Source organism: Streptomyces longhuiensis (genome assembly GCF_020616555.1).
Classification (GTDB): domain Bacteria; phylum Actinomycetota; class Actinomycetes; order Streptomycetales; family Streptomycetaceae; genus Streptomyces; species Streptomyces longhuiensis.
This window is the reverse complement of record NZ_CP085173.1, coordinates 472,597-492,250: the sequence shown is the minus strand read 5'-3', so window position 1 is coordinate 492,250 and position 19,654 is coordinate 472,597. Positions and strand designations below refer to the sequence as shown.

Here is a 19,654-nt window from a genome sequence, read left to right as displayed (position 1 = left end):
TCGACACCGGTCCCCAAGATCCCCGACAAGACCCAGGGCACCCAGGGCAAGAAGAAGTCTTCAGAGAAAGAGACCCCAAGGCCATCGGTTCAAGCGGCAGGAGGCAGCTTGCCCAAAAGCTGTCGATCCGAGGAGGCCCGCCAGTGGAACAGAGCTTTGCAGGTACACCGTGCAATCTGGATGACCTGGTACCCGAGCTCGCGGTCCTCTGTTGTTCCTGCTGGGCGACGACCCGGGGAATTCGAACGACCCGCGGTTCTTCCTCGACCAGCAGTCGGGCAGTGTCGCAGCCTCCGGGGTGCTCGGGCGAGTGCAGAAGAGCTTCACTGTGCCAGGGGTGTCGGTGGCGCTCGGCGTCCGTGGGAGGGGGAGTGGTCACCCATTGTTTTGTTCACGGATCAGGTCGGAGACACCTTCACCGTGAAGCTTGTGGACGGCGCCCCTTCACGACGTCCGGGCACGCCCTCCTGCCCGCAGCCTCTCGCACCTGGAGCATCCTGACACTGCGGTCCGCCTACGGGCACGTGCGTGGCCGCAGGAGCAACGACGCGAGACGGCGGCCGTGACCCGCTTCTTCGGTCGTGTGCGTGATGCCTTGGCATGTGTGGCATGCGTGCGGTCCGGCCCTGTGGCAGCGTGGAAGACGACCAGCCATGGACGTACAGGAACGGCCCGCATGGACGGACGGTCAGGCGTGGCGCCGTCCGCTCGGGCTCGTGCGCTCGCGGTTGCGGGTGCGCAGCATCGCGGGGCAGGTGTTCCTGTGGCAGGTCGCTGCCGTGGTGCTCCTGATCGCCTCCGCGCTGGCGGCGCTCGTCCTGCAGGCCCGGTACTACAGCACGACCGACGCCGAGCACCGCACCCGTACCGCAGCCATCGCGCTGGCGGAGTCTCCAGGAATCGCGAAAGCTCTGGGCGGCCGCGATCCAACGGCGACGCTGCAGCCCATCGCCGAACGGGCTCGCAAGAGCGCCGGTTTCGACTATGTCGTGTTCACCGACCCGCGGGGGATCCGTTACACCTCGCCCATCCCGGGTCTCATCGGGAAGCACATCTACGGCCCGTACCTGCGAGCTCGGAACGGCCCGTACACCAGCAGCTTCACCAACCCTCTGGCACACATCGTGGACACCACCGCGCCGGTCCGCAGCCAGGGTGGACACGTAGCCGGGTACGTTTCGGTGGGCATCACCGTCGCGCGGGTGAACCACGGGGTGATCGGCCAGCTGCCAATCGTGTTCGGTGGCGCGGCGGCCGCGCTCTGCCTGGGCATGGGCGGAGCGGTGCTGGTCCGGCGGCGGCTGCACCGCCAGACGCACGGCCTGGACCCGGCCGAAATGACGCGCTTGTACGAGGAGGCCGACCGGGCGCGGGCCCGCCTGCAGCTCCTGTACGACGCCGGCGGGCGGGTCGGCACCACGCTGGACGTGAAGCGGACCGTGCAGGAGCTGGCGGACGTGGCCGTCCCCCGCTTCGCGGATTTCGTCACGGTCGAGCTGGCAGACCCCGTACTGCACGGCGATGAGCCGTCCCCGGACACGGGCGCGGCCGGGGGCCTGGCGCTCCGCCGCACGGCCGTGAGCGGCATCCGGGACGATGCGCCCCTCTATCCGATGGGATCGGTGGTCAGTTTCCTGCCGACGACCCCCGAAGGCATGGGCCTGGTGACGGGACGTCCTGTCGTCGCCGCCGATCTGCGCCGGGCCCGTGCCTGGCGGGAGCGTGACCCGGCGAATTCCGACAGCCTCCTCGCCTACGGCATCCACTCGCTGCTTTCCGCGCCCCTGCGTGCGCGGGGCCTGAACCTCGGCATGGTCAACTTCTGGCGCGCGGGAGCCTCCGAGCCGTTCGGGGACGACGACCTCTCCTTCGCCGAGGAGTTGGTCGCCCGCGCCGGGATCTCCGTGGACAACGCCCGCCGCTTCACTCGCGAGCACACGATGGCCGAGGTGCTCCAGCGCAGCCTGCTGCCGCGCGGCCTGCCCGAACAGAGCGCCCTGGACGCGGCCTCCCGCTACGGCCCGATATGGCAGGGAGTGGGCGGAGACTGGTTCGACGTCATCCCGCTCCCGGGGTTCCGGGTGGCGCTTGTCGTCGGTGACGTCGTCGGCCATGGCCTGCACGCGGCGGCCACCATGGGCCGCCTGCGGACCGCGGTCGACAACTTCTCCACCCTTGACCTGGCACCCGACGAGCTGATCGCTCGCCTCGACGACCTCGTCACCAGCCTCGACCAGCCAGGTGCCGATGACGAGCAGGGCACAGAGGTCACCGGAGCCACTTGCCTCTATGCGATCTATGATCCGGTCTCCGGGCGCTGCACGATGGCGCGGGCGGGCCACCCGGCGCCTGCTCTCGTGGGGCCTGACGGCGGCGTGGAGTTCGCCGACCTGCCTGCGGGGCCGCCGCTCGGCGTGGGCGGTCTGCCGTTCGAGGCGGTGGAGCTGCAGCTGGAGGCTGGAACCGGGCTCGTCCTCTACACGAACGGGCTCATCTACAGCCGCGAGCGTGACGTGGAGGAGGGGCTCGCCGCGTTGCGCGCCGCGCTGCGGGACGCGAGCGGCGACTCCCCGGAAGGCATGTGTGACGCGGTCTTTCGTGCGCTCGTTCCACCGCAGCCAAAGGACGACGTCGCCCTTCTCGTCGGGCGCACGCGCCTGTTCGCGTCCGACCAGATCGCCGAGTGGGAGCTTCCCAATGATCCGTCCGCCGTCTCGCGGATCCGGTCCGAGTGTGTCGGGCAGCTCTCGGACTGGGGGCTGGAGAGCCTCGCCTTCACCACCGAGCTGATCCTCAGCGAGCTGATCACCAATGCGATTCGCTACGGCAGGCCGCCGGTCCGCGTCCGCCTGTTGCGCGACGAGGGCCTGGTCTGCGAGATCTCAGATCACAGCAGCACCTCACCGCACCTGCGGTACGCCGCGACGACGGACGAGGGCGGCCGGGGGCTGTTCCTGGTCGCTCAACTGGCCAAGCGGTGGGGGACCAGGTACACGGCGCTGGGTAAGGTCATCTGGGCCGAGCAGTCGCTCACCGTCAGGCCCGACCAGCTGGGGGACGCACTGATCGGTTGACTTGTTCCTTGCCCTGAAGGACTGCTGGAGGCGTTCGGGTACGACTCTGGTCAAGCGACTGGCATGCCCGTCTCTTTTGGCACTGCAGATTGATCAGCGCGCAGAAAGGCGGCGCCTCTGCCGCTGATCACATCGCACGGGAGTGGTTCCGGCCCCGGCGCGCCGTGACGAGCCGCTCCGACGGGTCGCGTGCAGGGGAGGGGAGAGGCGCCGCCGCAGTACTTGTGATGCGCTGGGTGGCGGCACCTGAGAGGGGCGTCGTGTGCGCGGGTGGCCGCTCTGCGTTCATGCCTCGTGTCTCGCCGGGGCGAGGGTGAGCGCGGCGTCGTTGCCGACGGTGAGCGCCTGTGAGAAGGGGGCGCCGTGCCGGGTAAGGGCATCGTTCAGCCAGTGGGCGTCGCGGAGGCGGGCTCGATGCAGCGTGAGGCGGCGGGCCTGGAAGGGGGTCAGGCGCAGTCCTCGCAGCGTCCCCGTGGCGCGGTCGAGGCGGGCGGTGTAGAGCAGGCGGAGGTCGTCGCGGTACTGCTCGTGGCCGGTGATCCCTTCGTAGTCGTCGACCAGGTCTCCGCAGCCGTAGAGGATCAACCGGCCGCGGTAGACCTCCAGGGGGCGGGGGTGGTGCGAGGAGTGGCCGTGGACGAGGTCGGCGCCGCCGTCGATGAGGTCGTGGGCGAAGCGGATGTGGTCGGGCGGGACCCGGTAGCCCCAGTTGGAACCCCAGTGGATCGATACGGCCACCAGGTCACCGGGCCGGCGGGCGGTCCGTATGCGGGCGACCAGGTCGGTCGCGGCGGCCGGTGAGGGTGCGGAGACGAAGGCGATGCCGCTGCGGTCCGGGGTGGCTGCCCAGTCGAGCGGGATGCCGCTGGAGGGCAGGCCGACTGCGAACACAAGGAGGCGTGGTCCGTGGCCTGACGTGGTTCTTGGGGAGGAGGCAGGAGGCCGCAGTGTTACTTCTGCCGGCCGCCACGCCTCGGCGGCGTCACGGCCCGCACCGGCGGTACGCAGCCCGGCGGCGCCGAGGCTTTCGAGGGTCTCGGCCAGCCCGTCCCGGCCGAAGTCGAGGACGTGGTTGTTGGCCAGTACGCACACGTCGGGCCGGGCGGCGGCAAGGCACGGCAGGTTCGCCGGATTCATGCGGTAGTGGACGCTCTTGCCGGGGGCGAAGCCGTCTGCCCGGGTCACGCTGGTCTCCAGGTTCAGTATCCAGGCACTGGGCCCGGCGGCCCGAAGCTCCTCCAGCAGGTCGCCCCACGGCCAGTCGTATTCGACGGGCCGTGGTACCGGTCCGTGCGCGGTTTCGGCCATCTCGACGTACATACGTGCGTCCGTCACCCACGGCTCGGCGAGCCGCGGGTCGCCGGGGTACCGCAGCACCTGGTCGATGCCCCGGCCGAGCATCACGTCGCCGGCGAGGCAGACGGTGACCTCGCGTTCCGTCCCACGGTCGCCGTTGGCTTCCACATGTCCACCGTAGGCCCGCAGGACGGGCCGGTAGATGCTGCAGGCGCCGAAGGAGCGCCACGTGCGTAGGCGCCATATGCGCGGCAGGTCCCGGGAGGGGCCCGGTTTTCCGCGAGGAGGCCGGGCCTTTCGCCGTACCTCCCCGCGGAGAACTGCCTGTCGCACCCGTGATCAAAGTCTGGTTGTGTCTGTCGCATGCCCGAATCTGTTTACTTTCTCGAAATCTCGTCCTAGCATCAAACTGAAACCACAGACTCGGGCACGACCGAGCGAGAGCGTCGGAGGCAGACGGACATGTACGCACCGGAGCGGCAGCAGGAGATCCTCCGTCTCGCGCGTGACGGCGGACGCGTGGACGTGCTGTCTCTCGCCGAGGAATTCCAGGTCACCGCGGAGACGATCCGGCGCGACCTGAAGATCCTGGACAGGGCCGGTCTCGTACGGCGGGTGCACGGCGGTGCCATACCGGCCGGGCGGCTCGACTTCGAGCCCGACGTCGCCGAGCGCGAGGGCACTGCGGCCGACGAGAAGGACCGCATCGCCCGGCTCGCGCTGGCCGAGCTCCCCGAGGAAGGGACCGTGATCCTCGACGCTGGCACTACGGTCGCCCGCCTCGCCGCGGTGGTGCCCTTGGAGTCGACGCTCACCGTCGTCACCCACGGCCTGCCCGTCGCGGCCCGCCTCGCCGACCACCCCGGCATCCAGCTGCATCTCGTCGGAGGCCGCGTCCGCCACCGCACTCGCGCCGCCGTCGACGCCTGGGCCCTGCGGGCGTACGGGGAGATCCGCGCGGACGTCCTCTTCCTCGCGGCCAACGGGTTCTCCGCCGAACACGGCCTGACCACCCCCGACCTCGCCGAGGCCGCCGTGAAGCGCGCGGCCGTCGGCGCCGCCCGCCGGGTCGTCCTGCTCGCCGACTCCGCCAAGTACGGGCAGGAGCACTTCGCGCGCTTCGGCGACCTGGGCGATGTGGACGTGCTGATCACCGACAGCGGCCTCAGCGACGGGGACGCGGCCAGGATCGAGAAGGGCGGTACGGAAGTGGTCCGCGCATGAGCCCCATGAGACCGACCCCGGAACCGGCATCGGCTCCGGCACCCCCACGCCAGCCACCACGGAAGACGCACGCGGCATGATCCTCACCGTTACCCCCAACCCGTCCCTGGACCGCACCTACGAGGTCCCGGCGCTCGACCGGGGCGAGGTCCTGCGCGCCACCGGCGAACGCATGGACCCGGGCGGCAAAGGCGTCAACGTCTCGCGGGCCGTCGCCGCCGCCGGCGGCCCCACGCTCGCCGTGCTTCCGCTGGGCGGCGCGCCCGGCGCCCTCGTGGCCGAACTCCTCGACGCCCAGGGGATCAGCGTCGACCCCGTCCCCGTAGCCGGACAGACCCGGTCCAACATCGCGCTCGCCGAGCCGGACGGAACACTGACGAAGATCAACGCTCCGGGCCCCGAACTCACCCCGGAAGAAGCCGAGTCACTGCTCGCGGTCGTCGGCGAGCGCTCCGCGGGCGCCGACTGGATCGCCTGCTGCGGCAGCCTCCCGCGCGGCCTCGCCCCGTCCTGGTACGCCGAGCTCGTCGCCCGCGCCCACGCGGCCGGCGCCCGGATCGCGCTCGATACCTCGGGCCCGGCTCTCCTCGCGGCCCTGCGCGAACGGCCCGACGTCGTCAAGCCGAATGCGGAGGAGCTCGCCGAGGCGGTCGGCCGTCCGCTCGCCACCGTCGGCGACGCGGCCAAGGCGGCCGAGGAGCTGCGGGACCTCGGCGCGCGCGCCGTCCTCGCCTCCCTCGGCGCGGACGGGCAGCTGCTCGTGGACGGTTCGGGAGTCTGGTTCGCCACTGCCCCGGTCGACACCGTCCGCAGCAATGTCGGCGCGGGCGACTCGTCCCTGGCCGGCTTCCTCATCGCGGGCGGCAGTGGCCCGCGGGCGCTGGCCTCGGCCGTCGCCCACGGCGCCGCTGCGGTCCAGCTCCCGGGCAGCGCGATGCCGACCCCGGCCGACCTGGACCCGGACGCGGTGACCCTCACGGCAGACGTCCCGCTGGACCGCGTCCTGAAGGAGCCCGCGCCATGACGGCCTGCGCCCCGCCCCTGAATACGCCCCATCCGGTCGTCTCTGACCTGATCACTCCCCACGCTCCCCTCCGGAGCCGCCGTCCCCGCGGCGAAACCCCCGTCCCCACCCCCGCCGCCAAGGCGATACGAGTGCGAAGGAGCCCGCGATGAGCGAGATGATCACCGCGGACCTGGTCGATCTCGACCTGTCCACCGACACCAAAGAGGCGGCGGCCCGCGCCCTCGCCGAACGGATGGTCGCCCAGGGCCGGGTGACCGACCTGGACGGCTTCCTGGCCGACGTCGCGGCCCGCGAGGCGCAGATGCCGACCGGCCTCGACGGCGGCATCGGCATCCCGCACTGCCGCAGCGAGCACGTCACCGAGCCGACCCTGGCATTCGGCCGCAGCGCCGAGGGGATCGACTTCGGGGCGCCGGACGGCCCGGCCGACCTGATCTTCCTCATCGCCGCGCCCGCCGGTGCGGACGACGCCCACCTCACCATCCTGTCCTCGCTGGCACGGCAGTTGATGGACGAGGACTTCAAGGCGGCGCTGCGCACGGCGACCGATGCAGGGGCCACGGCGGCGCTGATCCGCGGGGACGAACCGGAGCCCACTGCCGAGCCGGAGTCCTTGCCCGAGCCCACTACTGAGCCGGAGTCCACGGCCGAGACCGCTCCCGTGGCCCCCGCCGCGAAGTTCAAGATCGTCGCCGTTACCTCCTGCCCAACGGGCATCGCCCACACCTACATGGCAGCCGAGTCCCTCGAGAACGCGGGCCGGGACGCGGGCGACGTGGAAGTGGTGGTCGAGACTCAGGGCTCGGCCGGGTTCACCCGCCTCGCCCCGGAGGTGATCGCGGGAGCGGACGGCGTGATCTTCGCCCACGACGTGCCCGTACGGGAGAAGGACCGCTTCGCCGGGAAGCCCACCGTCGACGTCGGCGTGAAGGCCGGCATCAACCGGCCCGCCGAACTCATCGGCGAGGTCCGCGAGAAGGCCGCCCGCGGCGAGACGACGTCGGGCGCGGCGTCCGCCACCCCCGTGGACCGTGCCGGTGACGCCGGCGACGGCTACGGCACCAAGCTGCGCAAGTGGCTGATGAGCGGCGTCAGTTACATGGTCCCGTTCGTCGCGGCCGGCGGTCTCCTCATCGCCCTCGGCTTCGCGATCGGCGGCTACACCATCAACAAGGCGCCGTCCGTCGCCGAGCACTTCGTATGGACCCAGACCGACAGCTGGGCCGCGCTGCTCTTCCAGGTCGGCTCCGTCGCCTTCGCGTTCCTCGTCCCGGTTCTCGCGGGCTTCATCGCGTACGGGATGGCCGACCGGCCGGGGCTCGTGCCGGGGTTCGTCGGCGGTTCGATCGCACTCACCATCAACGCCGGCTTCCTCGGGGGCCTTGCCGCCGGTCTCATCGCGGGCGGCGTCGTGATGGCGATCCAGAAGGTGAACGTGCCCCCCGTGCTGCGCGGGATCATGCCGGTGGTCGTCATCCCGCTGATCTCCTCCGCAGTGGTCGGCTTCCTGATGTTCCTCGTCATCGGCAAGCCCATCGCCTCCCTCCAGCGCGCCCTGACGGACTGGCTGAACTCCCTGTCCGGCGCCAACGCGATCATCCTCGGAGTCATCCTCGGCCTGATGATGTGCTTCGACCTGGGCGGCCCGCTGAACAAGGTCGCGTACGCATTCGCGGTCGGCGGCCTCGCGAATCCCACCGAAGGCTCGCTCAAGGTCATGGCCGCGGTGATGGCCGCCGGCATGGTCCCGCCGCTGGCCATGGCTCTCGCGACGACCGTGCGCGGCCGGCTCTTCACCAGGACCGAGCGCGAGAACGGCAAGGCGGCCTGGGTGCTCGGCGCCTCGTTCATCACGGAGGGCGCGATCCCGTTCGCCGCGGCGGACCCGCTGCGCGTCATCCCCGCCTCGATGGCGGGCGGCGCGGTCACCGGCGCCCTGTCGATGGCCTTCGGCTGCACGCTGCGCGCCCCGCACGGCGGCATCTTCGTGGTCCCGCTGATCGGCAACCCATTCCTCTACCTCATCGCCATCGCCGCCGGTGTCTGTGTGTCGACGGCCCTGGTCGTGATCCTGAAGGGGATGCGGAAGTCCGCGCCCGAGGGCGGGGCGGACGGGGCGGGCGACGCGACGGCGCAGGGGCAGGAGCCGAAGATACCGGTGGCCGTCTGACGAGGGACTCCGGTGGCCACCTGACACCAGAACAAACCGGTAGTCACCTGATGGTTGGCACCTGTCCTCTCATGCAAGATGCGTCACGGTCCGGGGCCATAGTCCCGGACCGTGGTGCTGACCGGCCCGTCTCGCGGGCTCCGACGGCTTCTGCGGCGTTGCCTGATCCGGCGCCGGTTGCTCTGCGGCAGTCGGAAGGGTCGGTAGCGAGAGAGATCGGTGCCGGCCTCCGGAGTTCCAGACGTCAGAGGCGGTCGGCGTCCAGGACTGCCTGGGCGAATGCTTCCGGTGCCTCTTGCGGCACGTTGTGCCCGATGTGCTTGAGGGTGCGGTGGTTGTACGGACCGGTGAATTTGGCACGGTAGGCGGCCCCGTCGCCCGCCGGGGTGAATGGGTCCGACGCGCCGTCGACGGTGATCGTGGGCACGTCGATGGCCGGGCCGGTGGCGAGCTTGGCCTCGATGCCGTCGAGGCGTGGGTTGCCCGCCGCGAGGCCCAGCCGCCAACGGTAGTTGTGGATCACGATGCTGACGTAGTCCGGATTGTTGAAGGCCGTAGCGGTGCGGTTGAAGGTGGCATCGTCGAAGTGCCAGGTCGGGGAGACGTTGCGCCAGATCAGTTCCGCGAAGTCGTGGCGGTGCTCAGCCAAGCCCAACTCCCCCCGCTCCGTGGCGAAGTAGTACTGGTACCACCACGCCCACTCGGCAGCCGGGGGCAGCGGCTGCTTGTTCTTCTCCCGGTTGGTGATGAGGTAGCCGGTCACCGAGATCAGGGCTTTGCACCGCTGCGGCCACAGTGCCGCGATGATGTCTGCCGTCCGCGCGCCCCAGTCGAACCCGCCGAGCAGCGCCTTCTCGATCCGCAGTGCGTCCATCAGAGCGATGATGTCCAGCGCGACCACCGCTTGCTGGCCGTTGCGGAAGGTGCTCTGCGACAGGAACGTCGTGGTGCCGTAGCCACGCAGGTAGGGGACGATGACGCGGTAGCCCTTGGCGGCCAGCAGCGGTGCGACGTCGACATAGCTGTGGATGTCGTACGGCCACCCGTGCAGCAGGATGACCACCGGGCCATGGGCCGGGCCGGCCTCCGCATACCCGATGCTCAACTCGCCGGCCCTGACATGCTTCAACGACGTGAACGAGGCAAGCCCGTCCGCTGGGCCGTCCGGCGTCGCACTCCCTCCGCGAGGAGTGGCCGTCGAGGCGGATGCGGGTGAGGAGTCGAGCCGGCCTGCCGGCGTCACAGCAGCTGTCCCGATGGCTCCTGCTCCGATGGTCTTGCCGAAGGCCCGCCTGTTGATCATGAGAACCGTCCTGTAGGGGCGTGTCGAGGGTGCCGTCCTCTGGAGCGCGGTCATGGCCGGGTGCGCCTCTCAGCTGGACCGGGCGCCACGACCGTCTTCCTCGCGGGTACAAGCGCAGGTTCTCAGCCGCTACAGATCGGGGTCCGGTGTCGCCTTTGGAGACGTGGCACGGACGGATCCGGCCCGTCGTGTGTGCGCTCCGGAACGAGGAGGAGGTGCACCCGAGCTTCCCAACCGTCGGGTCGCCGAAGGTGACGGCGGCGAAGCCATCGGCCAGCTACGGGCCGATTTCGTCAGTGTGGAGCACGGGGGCGTCCGTCGCACGTCGATGCTCGCTGTATGTCTGCCACCAGCCAGGAGGTCGGCGGCCTCGTCGAGGGTGAGCTGGCCACCCTTGGCGACCGGCGCATCAGGCTGCCGCATGCGCCGGGTCGTGCTCCGAGGCCCTGTACCGAGCACCGTTCCGGGCCCTCTACACTCACTTGGTAGCTACAAGCAATAAAATCTGAGTGGAAGAGGGGGCGGGCAATGGGCAAGGGGACGGTCCATGACCGCGCAGCGGGGGAGCACACGACAACCGGGGACACCGGGGTCGCGAGCGCCGAGGATGCCGGGGCAGGACTGGGGAACCAGATCGTGCGCTTCACCCGGCTGGTCGCGGCACGCAGGCACCAGACCAAGCTGGAGCAGGGCGCCGGTGAGCGCGTCCTGCTGGCCCGGCTCGTACGGGACGGGGAGCAGCGGGCCACCGATCTGGCCGCCGAGACCTTCCTCGACCTGTCGACGGTCAGCCGTCAGGTCCGCTCCATGGTGGAGCGCGGCCTGATCGAGCGGCGGCCCGACCCGGAGGACCGGCGCGGCACGCTGCTGCACGCGACCGAGTCCGGCAGGGCGGTGTACGAGAAGTACCGCCAGCAGCGCGACGCGCAGCTGGCGGAGCTCCTCGGCCCCTGGCCCCCCGAGGACCGGTATCAGCTGATCCGGCTGATGACACGCCTCAACGACGACCTGGTAGCGCATCAACAGAAACGCCACGGCGACGGGACTCAGCCCGAAGCCGCGGCGCAGCAGGGAGCAAGCAAGCATGAGTGAGGCCGTGTCGGCACCGCGCCGAGACACCGCTAAGCACACGGAGGCGACGCCCGCCTCCTCCGGCGGTGGCCTGAGCCACCGCCAGATCCTGACCATCCTGAGCGGCCTGATGCTGGGCATGTTCCTGGCCGCGCTCGACCAGACCATCGTCTCCACCTCGATCCGCACCATCGCGGACGATCTGCACGGCCTGAGCCAGCAGGCGTGGGCGACGACGGCGTACCTGATCACCTCGACGATCGCGACGCCGCTCTACGGCAAACTGTCCGATCTACACGGCCGCAAGCCCTACTTCCTGGGCGCGATCAGCATCTTCATCCTCGGCTCGGCGGCGTGCACGTTCTCGACGTCGATGACCGAACTCGCCGCGTTCCGCGCCCTGCAGGGCATCGGCGCCGGCGGCCTGATGTCCCTCGCCCTCGCGATCATCGGCGACATCGTGCCGCCCCGCGAACGAGCCCGTTACCAGGGCTACATGCTCGCCACCTTCGCCACCTCCAGCGTCGCTGGGCCGCTCATCGGCGGCTTCCTCGCCGGGCAGGACAGCATCCTGGGTGTCGTCGGCTGGCGCTGGGTGTTCCTGGTGAACGTGCCGATCGGCATCATCGCGCTGTTCGTCGTCGCCAAGGTCCTCAACATCCCGCACACCCGCCGCGACCGGCGAATCGACTGGTGGGGCGCGTTCACCATCGCGCTCGGCGTCGTGCCGCTGCTCCTGGTGGCCGAGCAGGGCCGCGAGTGGGGCTGGGACTCGTCCAAGTCCCTTTCCTGCTACGGCATCGGCATCGTCGGCATCATCTCCTGGATCCTCGTCGAGCGCCGGATGGGCGACGACGCGCTGATCCCGATGCGCCTGTTCCGCAATGCGATCTTCAGCAAGACCAGCCTGCTGTCCGTCCTGATCGGTGCGGGCATGTTCGGCGGGATGCTGATGATCCCGCAGTACCTGCAGATCGTGAAGGGCGCGAGCCCCACCAAGTCCGGTCTCGAGATGCTGCCACTGATGCTCGGCATGATCATCGCGTCCGTCGTCTCCGGCCAGATCACCGCGAAGACCGGCCGCTACAAGATCTTCCCGACCATCGGCACCGTCCTCATGGTCACGGCGCTGCTGCTCTTCCACTTCAAGGTCCAGTGGGACACCCCGCTGTGGGAGAGCATGATCTACATGCTCGTCTTCGGCCTCGGCCTCGGCGGCTGCATGCAGACCTTGGTGCTCGCCGTGCAGAACGCCGTGCCGCCGCAGGACATGGGAGTGGCGACCGCGTCGTCCACGTTCTTCCGCCAGATGGGCGCCACCGCCGGTACGGCCATCTTCCTGTCGGTGCTGTTCTCGAATGTCGGCGACAAGATCTCTTCGGCGTTCAAGTCGGCCGCCGGGACACCCCAGTTCCAGGCCGCGCTGCACGACCCGGCGGTCCTGTCCGACCCCGCCAACAAGCCGGTCCTCGACATGCTGCAGCACCCCGGCGCCGGCGGCGGCTCCGACGTACTGAGCGACTCGTCGTTCATCCAGCACCTGGACCCGCGCCTGTCGGAGCCCTTCAAGCAGGGCTTCGCCGACTCCATGCATGTGGTGTTCCTGATCGCGGCGGGCGTGATCGCGATCGCGTTCCTCATGGTCCTGTGGACCAAGGAGGTCCCGCTGCGCAAGATGTCCGGCCTGGAGGCGCGGGCGGCGGAGGAGAACGGCACCGCTTCGGATGCCGCCGCCGAGAAGACCGTGACGGAGATGGCGGACACGGCGGAAGCGGTGGAGGCGGCCCCGGTCGCCTCGCTCGCCACCGCCCTCATGGACGAACCTGGCTCGGGTGTCCGCGGCCACATCCGCGACATCGCGGGATCGCCTGTGGCGGGCGCCATGGTCACGCTGATCGACCTGCGCGGCAGCCAGGTCGGCCGTACGACGACGCAGGCGGACGGCCGTTACGCGGTCGCCGCGCCCGCCGAGGGAACGTACGTCCTGATCGCCTCCGGCGGCGCCCGGCAGCCGCAGGCCACCACGATCACGGTGGCCGACGGTCCGGTCGACTTCGACCTGGTGCTCTCCGGCGCGGCCGGCCTGACCGGCACGGTCCTGGCGACCCCCGGCGACCTGCCGCTGCCCGGCGCCCTGGTCATCGCGACCGACGTGCGCGGCGAGGTCGTCGCCTCCGCAGCGGCCGACCAGACCGGCGAGTTCGGCTTCGCCGACCTGGTCCCCGGCGGCTACACCCTCGTGGTCAGCGCCCCCGGACACCGCCCGGCGGCCCTGCCGGCCGAGGTGGCGGGCGGCGCAGCCAACCGCTACGAGATCCGCCTCGACCCTGGCGCCCACGTCCACGGCACGGTGCGCAACCGCGCGGGCTACCCGGTCGACGACGCCCAGGTCACGCTCCTCGACGCGGCGGGCAACACGGTCGCCACGACGGTCACCGACGCGCAGGGCGCCTACGCGTTCGACGACCTGGACACCGGCGACTACACCGTGATCGCCAGCGGGTACGCGCCCCAGGCCGTGGCGCTGCTGGTGAGCGGCGAGGGCGAGGAAGACGCGGACGTGAATCTGGGGCACTGACCGACACGGGTGGCGGGAAAGCCTGAGAGGGCGCTGCCGATCCCTGTTGTCCGACGGGGAAGGACCGGTACGACCTCGTGCTCTGCGACCGCCGTTGAGGCGTTGCCGCCTACCGACTGAGAATGCCCCGCCGGAGCACCGCCGGCGGGGCTTCTCCGTCACGCCCCGTGCGCACCGTGAACGCCGCGTTCTTAGCACTTTCAACGCCGCGCACGCGTACGGGGTGTCGGCGGCGATCCGTTGGATCGGCAGCAGCGTGGCGTCCACGATCAGATACGCCTCGGTCCGGAGGGACTTCATCGCCTCGGGCAGGGGCGGTGCGAGGTCGGCCAGGGCGTCGACGGCCTCGCGTAGGGAGCGGTACACGGTCGCGATCCCGATGCGGAACCCCGCGGCGAGCTCGGCGTTCATGTCCCCGCACCTGAGGTTGGCCGGAGCGAGCAGGGCTTGGCGGCCAACGGGAAGGCGCCGCCGGCAGTTCCGATCTCGCGACGCCGGGCACGGAGTTGCCCGGTCAGGGATCACAGGGTCCGGCGGGACAGACAGATGGATGACGGATGGTGGAGCACCGAAGCTCCTGGCGGACACAGGTGATCTTGGTCGAGTACCCGTCTACCAGGAGCTTCTTCGCGTTGTACAGCCAGCCAACGTGCCCACCACGACATCTGATGGGGGACGTCACTGTTCGGTCCAGGAATGCCTATTCCTGGATCTGCTTCGGATCGATCGGGATCTCCCGTGCCGTGTTCTCGGCGCGCTGCTCGGCGCCCAACTGCCGCGCCGCGGTCCCGCAGCAGCGGTCGTACTGGTTCTGCCAGTCCGTCATGAACGTGTCGTAGCTGGACTGGCCGACCAGCTTCAGGTCCGTCTCGTCGTTGTGCCAGATGCCATTGCTCGTCCAGTTCGAGGAACCGACGAACACGAGTCTGGAGTTGGCCACGCCCGCGTAACTGCCGCTGATCATCATGTACTTGTCGTGCGTGTAGTGCAGAGCGTTGCCGTTCGCGTCGGTGCCGTGGCTGGTGTCGTGCACGTCGATGTTCGGCCGGTTCTTCAGGTAGCTCTGCACGCTGTTGTCGACCTGACCGGCGGTGAAAAGAATGTGGATCTTGACGCCGGTTTGTGCCAGGCTCACCAGCTTCTTCGGCAGCTCCAGATAGTTCTTGTCGCCCGGCTCCCCGTGAGAGGTCCACTGGAACATGGCGATGTTGATCGTGGCCGGCGCCTTGATGTTGTTCAGGAAGTCGACCCAGGTATCGCTCTTGTCGCGTGCCTTGGGCCACTGATAGGAGGGCGGGGACAGCGTCCTGGCGGCCGTGCCGCTGGTGGAGCTGTAGTAGTCGGGCGCCAGCGGGCCCGGGCCATTGAGCGCCCCCTTGGACATCGCGGTGAAGTAGCTGACGTAGGAGTTGTACAGCGCGACGTTGCCCTTGACGGTGGCGCTGCTGTTCCACGCCGTGCTGGCCTGGGCGGCGGTGGGGTTGGCGCTGCTGACGGTCACCGTCCTGTTCGCATCGCTCCCGCCGCTGAGCATGTAGTACTTCGCGTGCAGGGAGGAGCCGGCGTAGTGGGTCAGGCAGCCGCCCGGGCACAGCGCGGCGAAGCTGGAGGCTCGCGGGTCGTTGCCCAACTCGGTGACCATCGACTGCCAGATCGCATTGTCGCTGTGGGCGTCCATCAGCGCCTTGACGATGACGCCGCGCTGGTGCGCGGCGATCAGGGCGTTGGCGAAGTCCGGGCCCGGCTGTGCGTTGCTCATCGAGTACATCGAGACGCGAATGGTCTGCCCGCAGCTGGCGCTGTTGATCGACTCGATGATCGAGCCCATGATCTTCATCTGGGCGGCGGGGTCCTCCGGGTCGTTGAAGCGCGGTCCCGGGGTGGAGGTGAACGTCCGAGACTCGCAACTGAGCGGGTCCTTGGCCTTCTTGACCGCGGCCTCCGCGGATGTCAGCGACAGCGCGGTGACGACCAGTGCGGTGATTAACGTGAACGTTCGCTTCATTGGGCGGCCTTTCGCTGGGCTGTTGATGTTGAAGAGTCGGGTTGCCGCAGGAGTGATGCCGCTGGTAGCGGAATCAACTACTGTGCCACCGAATGTTCCGAAAATCACCGTGAAGGCGCGGTACTGCGCATCACGAGAGTCCTCGAGTAGGTGAGCGACCGCGGGGTGTTGCTCTACCGGTCGGCCAATCAGCGGCCGCCGTGGGGAGCGACCATCGCCCGGCGTAGCGACCCGTCCATGCCGTCGGGCCGGCGCTCGCACCCCTGCCACCACCCGCTTTTGACGCGCCCGCAGCAACGACTGCGCCGAACGCCATTACCCCCGGGCAAGGCTGGGAAGGCATACGAACCCTGTCGGGCTCGTGGACTGCAGAGCGCTATCGCTCGCGCTGCGCCGAGGCTGTTGCAGCTATGGCGACAGCGACATGACGAAACTTCAACGTCCCCCCCGGGAGTGTCCTGAAGGGTGCCCCGAGCCGCCGATGATGATCGGCGCCTACACCCCAATGCTCTTGCAGCGGCCCCATGGGCGAGCCTCAAGCGGGCACGCACCACCCTGAACCGGGCCTTCCCTTACATCGGAAGATTACCACGATAGCTTCACGTAAAATCTACAATCGCCCCCGAGGGGGGACATGGGAGGTCTCCTCCAACTTGGCCGAACGGCAAGCCTGTTGACGGGTAACGCTGAGTGAGGCTCTTCCCATCAGATGTTGTGGTGTGCACGTTGGCTCGCCGTACAACGCGAAACAGCTCCTGGTAGGCGGGTTCTCGTCAACGGGATCAAGACGCTGAAGCGCCAGATGGTCGGCTGGGCAGGATCCGAACTCCGCGCAAGCGCGTCCTGCTCTACGCATGGCACTCGGATGCCGCTCTGCTCAACGAATGGCCTTCGCCTGTGACCCGCAACCGTAGCCAGACCGGGCAGCTTCACCCCGCCAAGCTCGCTCCCTTGCGTCGCTCGAAGGCACGGATCGGGCATCGCTCGCCACGCCACGTGGGAACGGGCGCCCCTACCTGCGGCGCTGGCACGCCTCACCGACCCTTACCTGCAGGTCCGGAATCCGCTGCCCCAAGATGCTCTCGGGCAGCGACTCACCAGAACAGGCTTGCGAGGCCACCGTGTCCGTGGCGCTCTGCATCGCGACGATCCTCGACCACCCGGCCATCGCAGCGGGCTCTTCCCTCCACGATGTCAAGGCGCCCCCGAATGGCCCGAATCTCGTGCGAATGCTTGAGCGACTCGGCGACACCGCTCACGACGCTGGCGACGAGAGCGTTGCCCACCCTGAACGCGCTCAAGGCATGAGGCTGCGACACCAGCAGCCTGAAGAACGAGTCCGACAGCGCAGCCCGCGAGCAGAGCAATTGCCAACACCTGTGGATGAACGTCTCACCGCTCCGGTGATCGCAATTCAATGGCCAGTGACGTGCGAGTGGCCGTAACGTCCGCCCATGGACTGGAGCGCCTGGCACGATCAGTACGACCTGTCCGACTCGTGGATGGCACGGCGGCTGCGGACGGTTCAGGCACACGTCCGCACCGCCCTGTCTGAGGCCCCGGCTGGCGAATTGAGGGTCATTAGCGTCTGCGCCGGGGAAGGCCGCGATCTCCTGGACGTTCTGGCCGGGCATCCCCGCCGCGACGATGTGCGCGCGAGGCTGGTCGAGCTGGACCCACGCAACACTGCAGCTGCAGCGGAAAGGGTCGGCCGGGCCGGCCTGTGGCAGGTGGAGGTTGTCACAGGCGACGCCGCCATTGTTGACCAGTACGAGGACATGGCTCCTGCGGAACTCGTCCTGGTCTGCGGCGTCTTCGGCAACATCACCGACGCCGATATAGAGCGCACCATCGCGGCATGCAGTCACCTGTGCAAGGTCGGCGGCACCGTCATCTGGACGCGACACCGCGCCGCGCCCGACCGTGTACCTCAGATCTGTGAATGGTTCGAAGCGCAGGGCTTCGAACTGCGTTGGCTCTCAGCACCGGACGCGGGCTTCGGGGTCGGTGTGCACCGGTTCGTCGGCACGCCTCAACCCCTACGCCGCGGCACCCGCCTGTTTGAGTTCGTCGGCTACGACGTCCTCCGTCAGGCCGTCACAACGGAATTCATCGTCCGTAACGAGCCCACGACGTACAACGAGCGCGAGCCGTAGTCGAGTGGAGTGAGTTCAGATGAGGCCGGCCTCGGCGCGCTCGATCAGGATGCCGTTCTCGAACAAGGCCCCGGCGCGGACCAGCGGGACCAAGTGAGCACCGGTGATCGCGCGTCAGCGGGCCTGGGCGGACTCGACCAGCTTGAATACCATCGCAAGGGCCCCCGGATGCCGGCGCCGCGGGTGACCTTGGTTCACAGCTGCACGGTGGAAGACATCGACTCGAGGGGGTTCGTGTTCCGCCGGTGGATCCAGTGCTCGGCTGGGAATTCGTAGAACGGCCAGCAGTCCTCGGCGTCATCGGTGATCTTCCCGACGGCCGCAGGCCGCCTGGCTCCGTAGGTCTTGGCGAACGCCTCGATCGCACTCTCGGATTGGGTACGGTCCTCGGCGTTATAGATCTCCTGCATCGCCTTCGACGCGGTGGGGTGCGCGGACTTCGGCAGGCCGTTCGTGACATCTCGTGCCCTGTGAACTCGGCACCGCTGATGGTTGGCTGCGGGGAACACCTCCCGGAGCGCGTTCCGCAGGCCCATCGCGCCGTCGCTGACGGCCGGCTCGGGGTCGCGCGTAGTCACCGATGTCGGTGCCCTGGGGGGTGCTGGTGCGTGAAGGTCTGCAGACGCGGTGTCAGGGCGGGCAGGGTGCGGTCCGTTGGGAAGACGAGGGCGACGCACGCAAGGGCTGGCCCAGCCGCAGGGCATTCGGCCGGCCGGCATGTCAGCAGATCTGGAGTGCGGGCCCGGGCAGCGCTGCGGGCTCGGGTCTCGCTGTCGGGATCTGAGTTTTGCGGGGTGGTTGGCCAGGTCTTGGCGAGATGGCGCTCGGCGACGGCGGCAACTTGGAAGCGGTGTCGGGCGGGAATCCGGTCGTCGATGGCGAGGGCCGCGAGCAGGACGAGGCCGTCAGCGGTGGCGGGCTGGCAGGCGTCCCGGTGGAGGATCTCGTTGTAGAAGTCGCAGAGGAAGCCTCGGTCGTCTCAAGAGGGGGCGATCTCGGAGCCGAACAGCATCGCCGCCTGGGGCTGACTGCGACTCGGCAGGCGGTCGGCGATGACGTACCGGAAGAGCTGCCGGATCGGCGAAACGGCCGCGATCGCATCGTGCCGGGTCTGCTCGGTTCGGCTCGCGTATCCATGGCCCGCGCAGCCTCGTGGAGCATCTCGGGTCGACAGCCGTCGCCTGGGCGGGGAACTGGCAGGTCGTCGGCCCGGAGAGCGGCGGTCGGCCGGCCCTGGCGGGCGTTTCGGTCAGTGCGCGGGTGCCGCGAGGCGGTAGGAGTTGTTGCCAGTTCGATGATGAAGGGCTGGCAGGGCGTACTCGGGGCGGTACGAACCGTGCGAGGCCTGGCACTCGAGATGGCGCCATCCGAGTGTGCAGCGGCTGTGTCGGGCCATGATCGCCGGACTGATTGATCATGCTGAGGCCGGACCAGCATCATGCCCAGCGAAGGGGTATCTAGTATGCCGAACGAATCAGTCGCACGCTTCCTGGCTGCCTTGGCGCCTGAGGACAGAGAGGCTGTCGTGGCCAGGCCGGGGGAGGAGCAGGAGCGGCTCGCCGCGGCCTGGGAGCGGGAGTTGGAGGGGGATGACGAGCTTGATGTCCTCGATGAGTTGTCCCCGCCGGCAGCCGAGGCTGAGGCGGCTCGCCGTGTCCTTCGTGGGGATTCGGACTGACTCGTCTGATGGTCCGTCATGAGGTAGTACCTAGCGGATTGGTAGGTGTTTCGGCTGTGTCTGCGATGAGTC

The 19,654-nt window shown here is 69.2% G+C and carries 11 protein-coding genes and 1 pseudogene; 8 read left to right on the top strand and 4 right to left on the bottom strand.

Annotated features, from left to right (window positions below):
• Nucleotides 1–653 precede the first annotated feature (653 nt).
• Nucleotides 654–3,074, top strand: a complete 2,421-nt coding sequence (locus LGI35_RS02425; RefSeq protein ID WP_227291929.1) for a SpoIIE family protein phosphatase — start codon at nucleotides 654–656, stop codon at nucleotides 3,072–3,074.
• A gap of 285 nt (nucleotides 3,075–3,359) precedes the next feature.
• On the opposite strand, the gene LGI35_RS02420 is transcribed toward LGI35_RS02425, so the two are convergent.
• Nucleotides 3,360–4,538, bottom strand: a complete 1,179-nt coding sequence (locus tag LGI35_RS02420; RefSeq protein ID WP_227291928.1) for a CapA family protein — start codon at nucleotides 4,536–4,538, stop codon at nucleotides 3,360–3,362.
• A 294-nt stretch (nucleotides 4,539–4,832) separates the two neighbouring features.
• Between LGI35_RS02420 and LGI35_RS02415 the strand changes: the two genes are divergently transcribed.
• From LGI35_RS02415 to LGI35_RS02405, 3 genes are all read left to right on the top strand, one after another.
• Nucleotides 4,833–5,594 (top strand): DeoR/GlpR family DNA-binding transcription regulator, encoded by a 762-nt coding sequence (locus tag LGI35_RS02415; protein ID WP_227291927.1) that lies wholly within the window; start codon nucleotides 4,833–4,835, stop codon nucleotides 5,592–5,594.
• Nucleotides 5,595–5,670: 76 nt separating this feature from the next.
• Nucleotides 5,671–6,618, top strand: a complete 948-nt coding sequence (pfkB, locus tag LGI35_RS02410; RefSeq protein ID WP_227291926.1) for a 1-phosphofructokinase — start codon at nucleotides 5,671–5,673, stop codon at nucleotides 6,616–6,618.
• Between the two features lie 148 nt (nucleotides 6,619–6,766).
• Complete coding sequence (locus LGI35_RS02405; RefSeq protein ID WP_227291925.1) at nucleotides 6,767–8,791, top strand: fructose-specific PTS transporter subunit EIIC; 2,025 nt, start codon at nucleotides 6,767–6,769, stop codon at nucleotides 8,789–8,791.
• A gap of 244 nt (nucleotides 8,792–9,035) precedes the next feature.
• Here LGI35_RS02405 and LGI35_RS02400 read toward each other — a convergent pair whose 3' ends face one another.
• Nucleotides 9,036–10,094 carry an alpha/beta fold hydrolase gene (locus tag LGI35_RS02400; RefSeq protein WP_227291924.1) on the bottom strand — a complete coding sequence of 353 codons (1,059 nt, stop codon included), beginning with the start codon at nucleotides 10,092–10,094 and terminating at the stop codon, nucleotides 9,036–9,038.
• Nucleotides 10,095–10,622: 528 nt separating this feature from the next.
• Here LGI35_RS02400 and LGI35_RS02395 point away from each other — a divergent pair.
• A complete protein-coding gene (locus LGI35_RS02395; RefSeq protein WP_227291923.1) occupies nucleotides 10,623–11,186 on the top strand; it encodes a MarR family winged helix-turn-helix transcriptional regulator in 564 nt (187 codons plus the stop codon).
• A complete protein-coding gene (locus LGI35_RS02390; RefSeq protein ID WP_227291922.1) occupies nucleotides 11,179–13,743 on the top strand; it encodes an MFS transporter in 2,565 nt (854 codons plus the stop codon). Before LGI35_RS02395 ends, LGI35_RS02390 begins: the two co-directional genes overlap by 8 nt.
• A gap of 700 nt (nucleotides 13,744–14,443) precedes the next feature.
• Here LGI35_RS02390 and LGI35_RS02380 read toward each other — a convergent pair.
• Nucleotides 14,444–15,748 carry a phospholipase D-like domain-containing protein gene (locus tag LGI35_RS02380; protein ID WP_227291921.1) on the bottom strand — a complete coding sequence of 435 codons (1,305 nt, stop codon included), beginning with the start codon at nucleotides 15,746–15,748 and terminating at the stop codon, nucleotides 14,444–14,446.
• Between the two features lie 1,454 nt (nucleotides 15,749–17,202).
• Here LGI35_RS02380 and LGI35_RS02375 point away from each other — a divergent pair.
• Nucleotides 17,203–17,904, top strand: a complete 702-nt coding sequence (locus LGI35_RS02375; RefSeq protein ID WP_227291920.1) for a class I SAM-dependent methyltransferase — start codon at nucleotides 17,203–17,205, stop codon at nucleotides 17,902–17,904.
• 15 nt (nucleotides 17,905–17,919) lie between these two features.
• Here LGI35_RS02375 and LGI35_RS02370 read toward each other — a convergent pair.
• A pseudogene (locus LGI35_RS02370) lies at nucleotides 17,920–18,473 on the bottom strand (transposase); the annotation flags it as partial.
• A gap of 893 nt (nucleotides 18,474–19,366) precedes the next feature.
• Between LGI35_RS02370 and LGI35_RS46325 the strand changes: the two are divergent.
• Nucleotides 19,367–19,582 carry a hypothetical protein gene (locus tag LGI35_RS46325; RefSeq protein ID WP_341483336.1) on the top strand — a complete coding sequence of 72 codons (216 nt, stop codon included), beginning with the start codon at nucleotides 19,367–19,369 and terminating at the stop codon, nucleotides 19,580–19,582.
• Nucleotides 19,583–19,654: the final 72 nt, after the last annotated feature.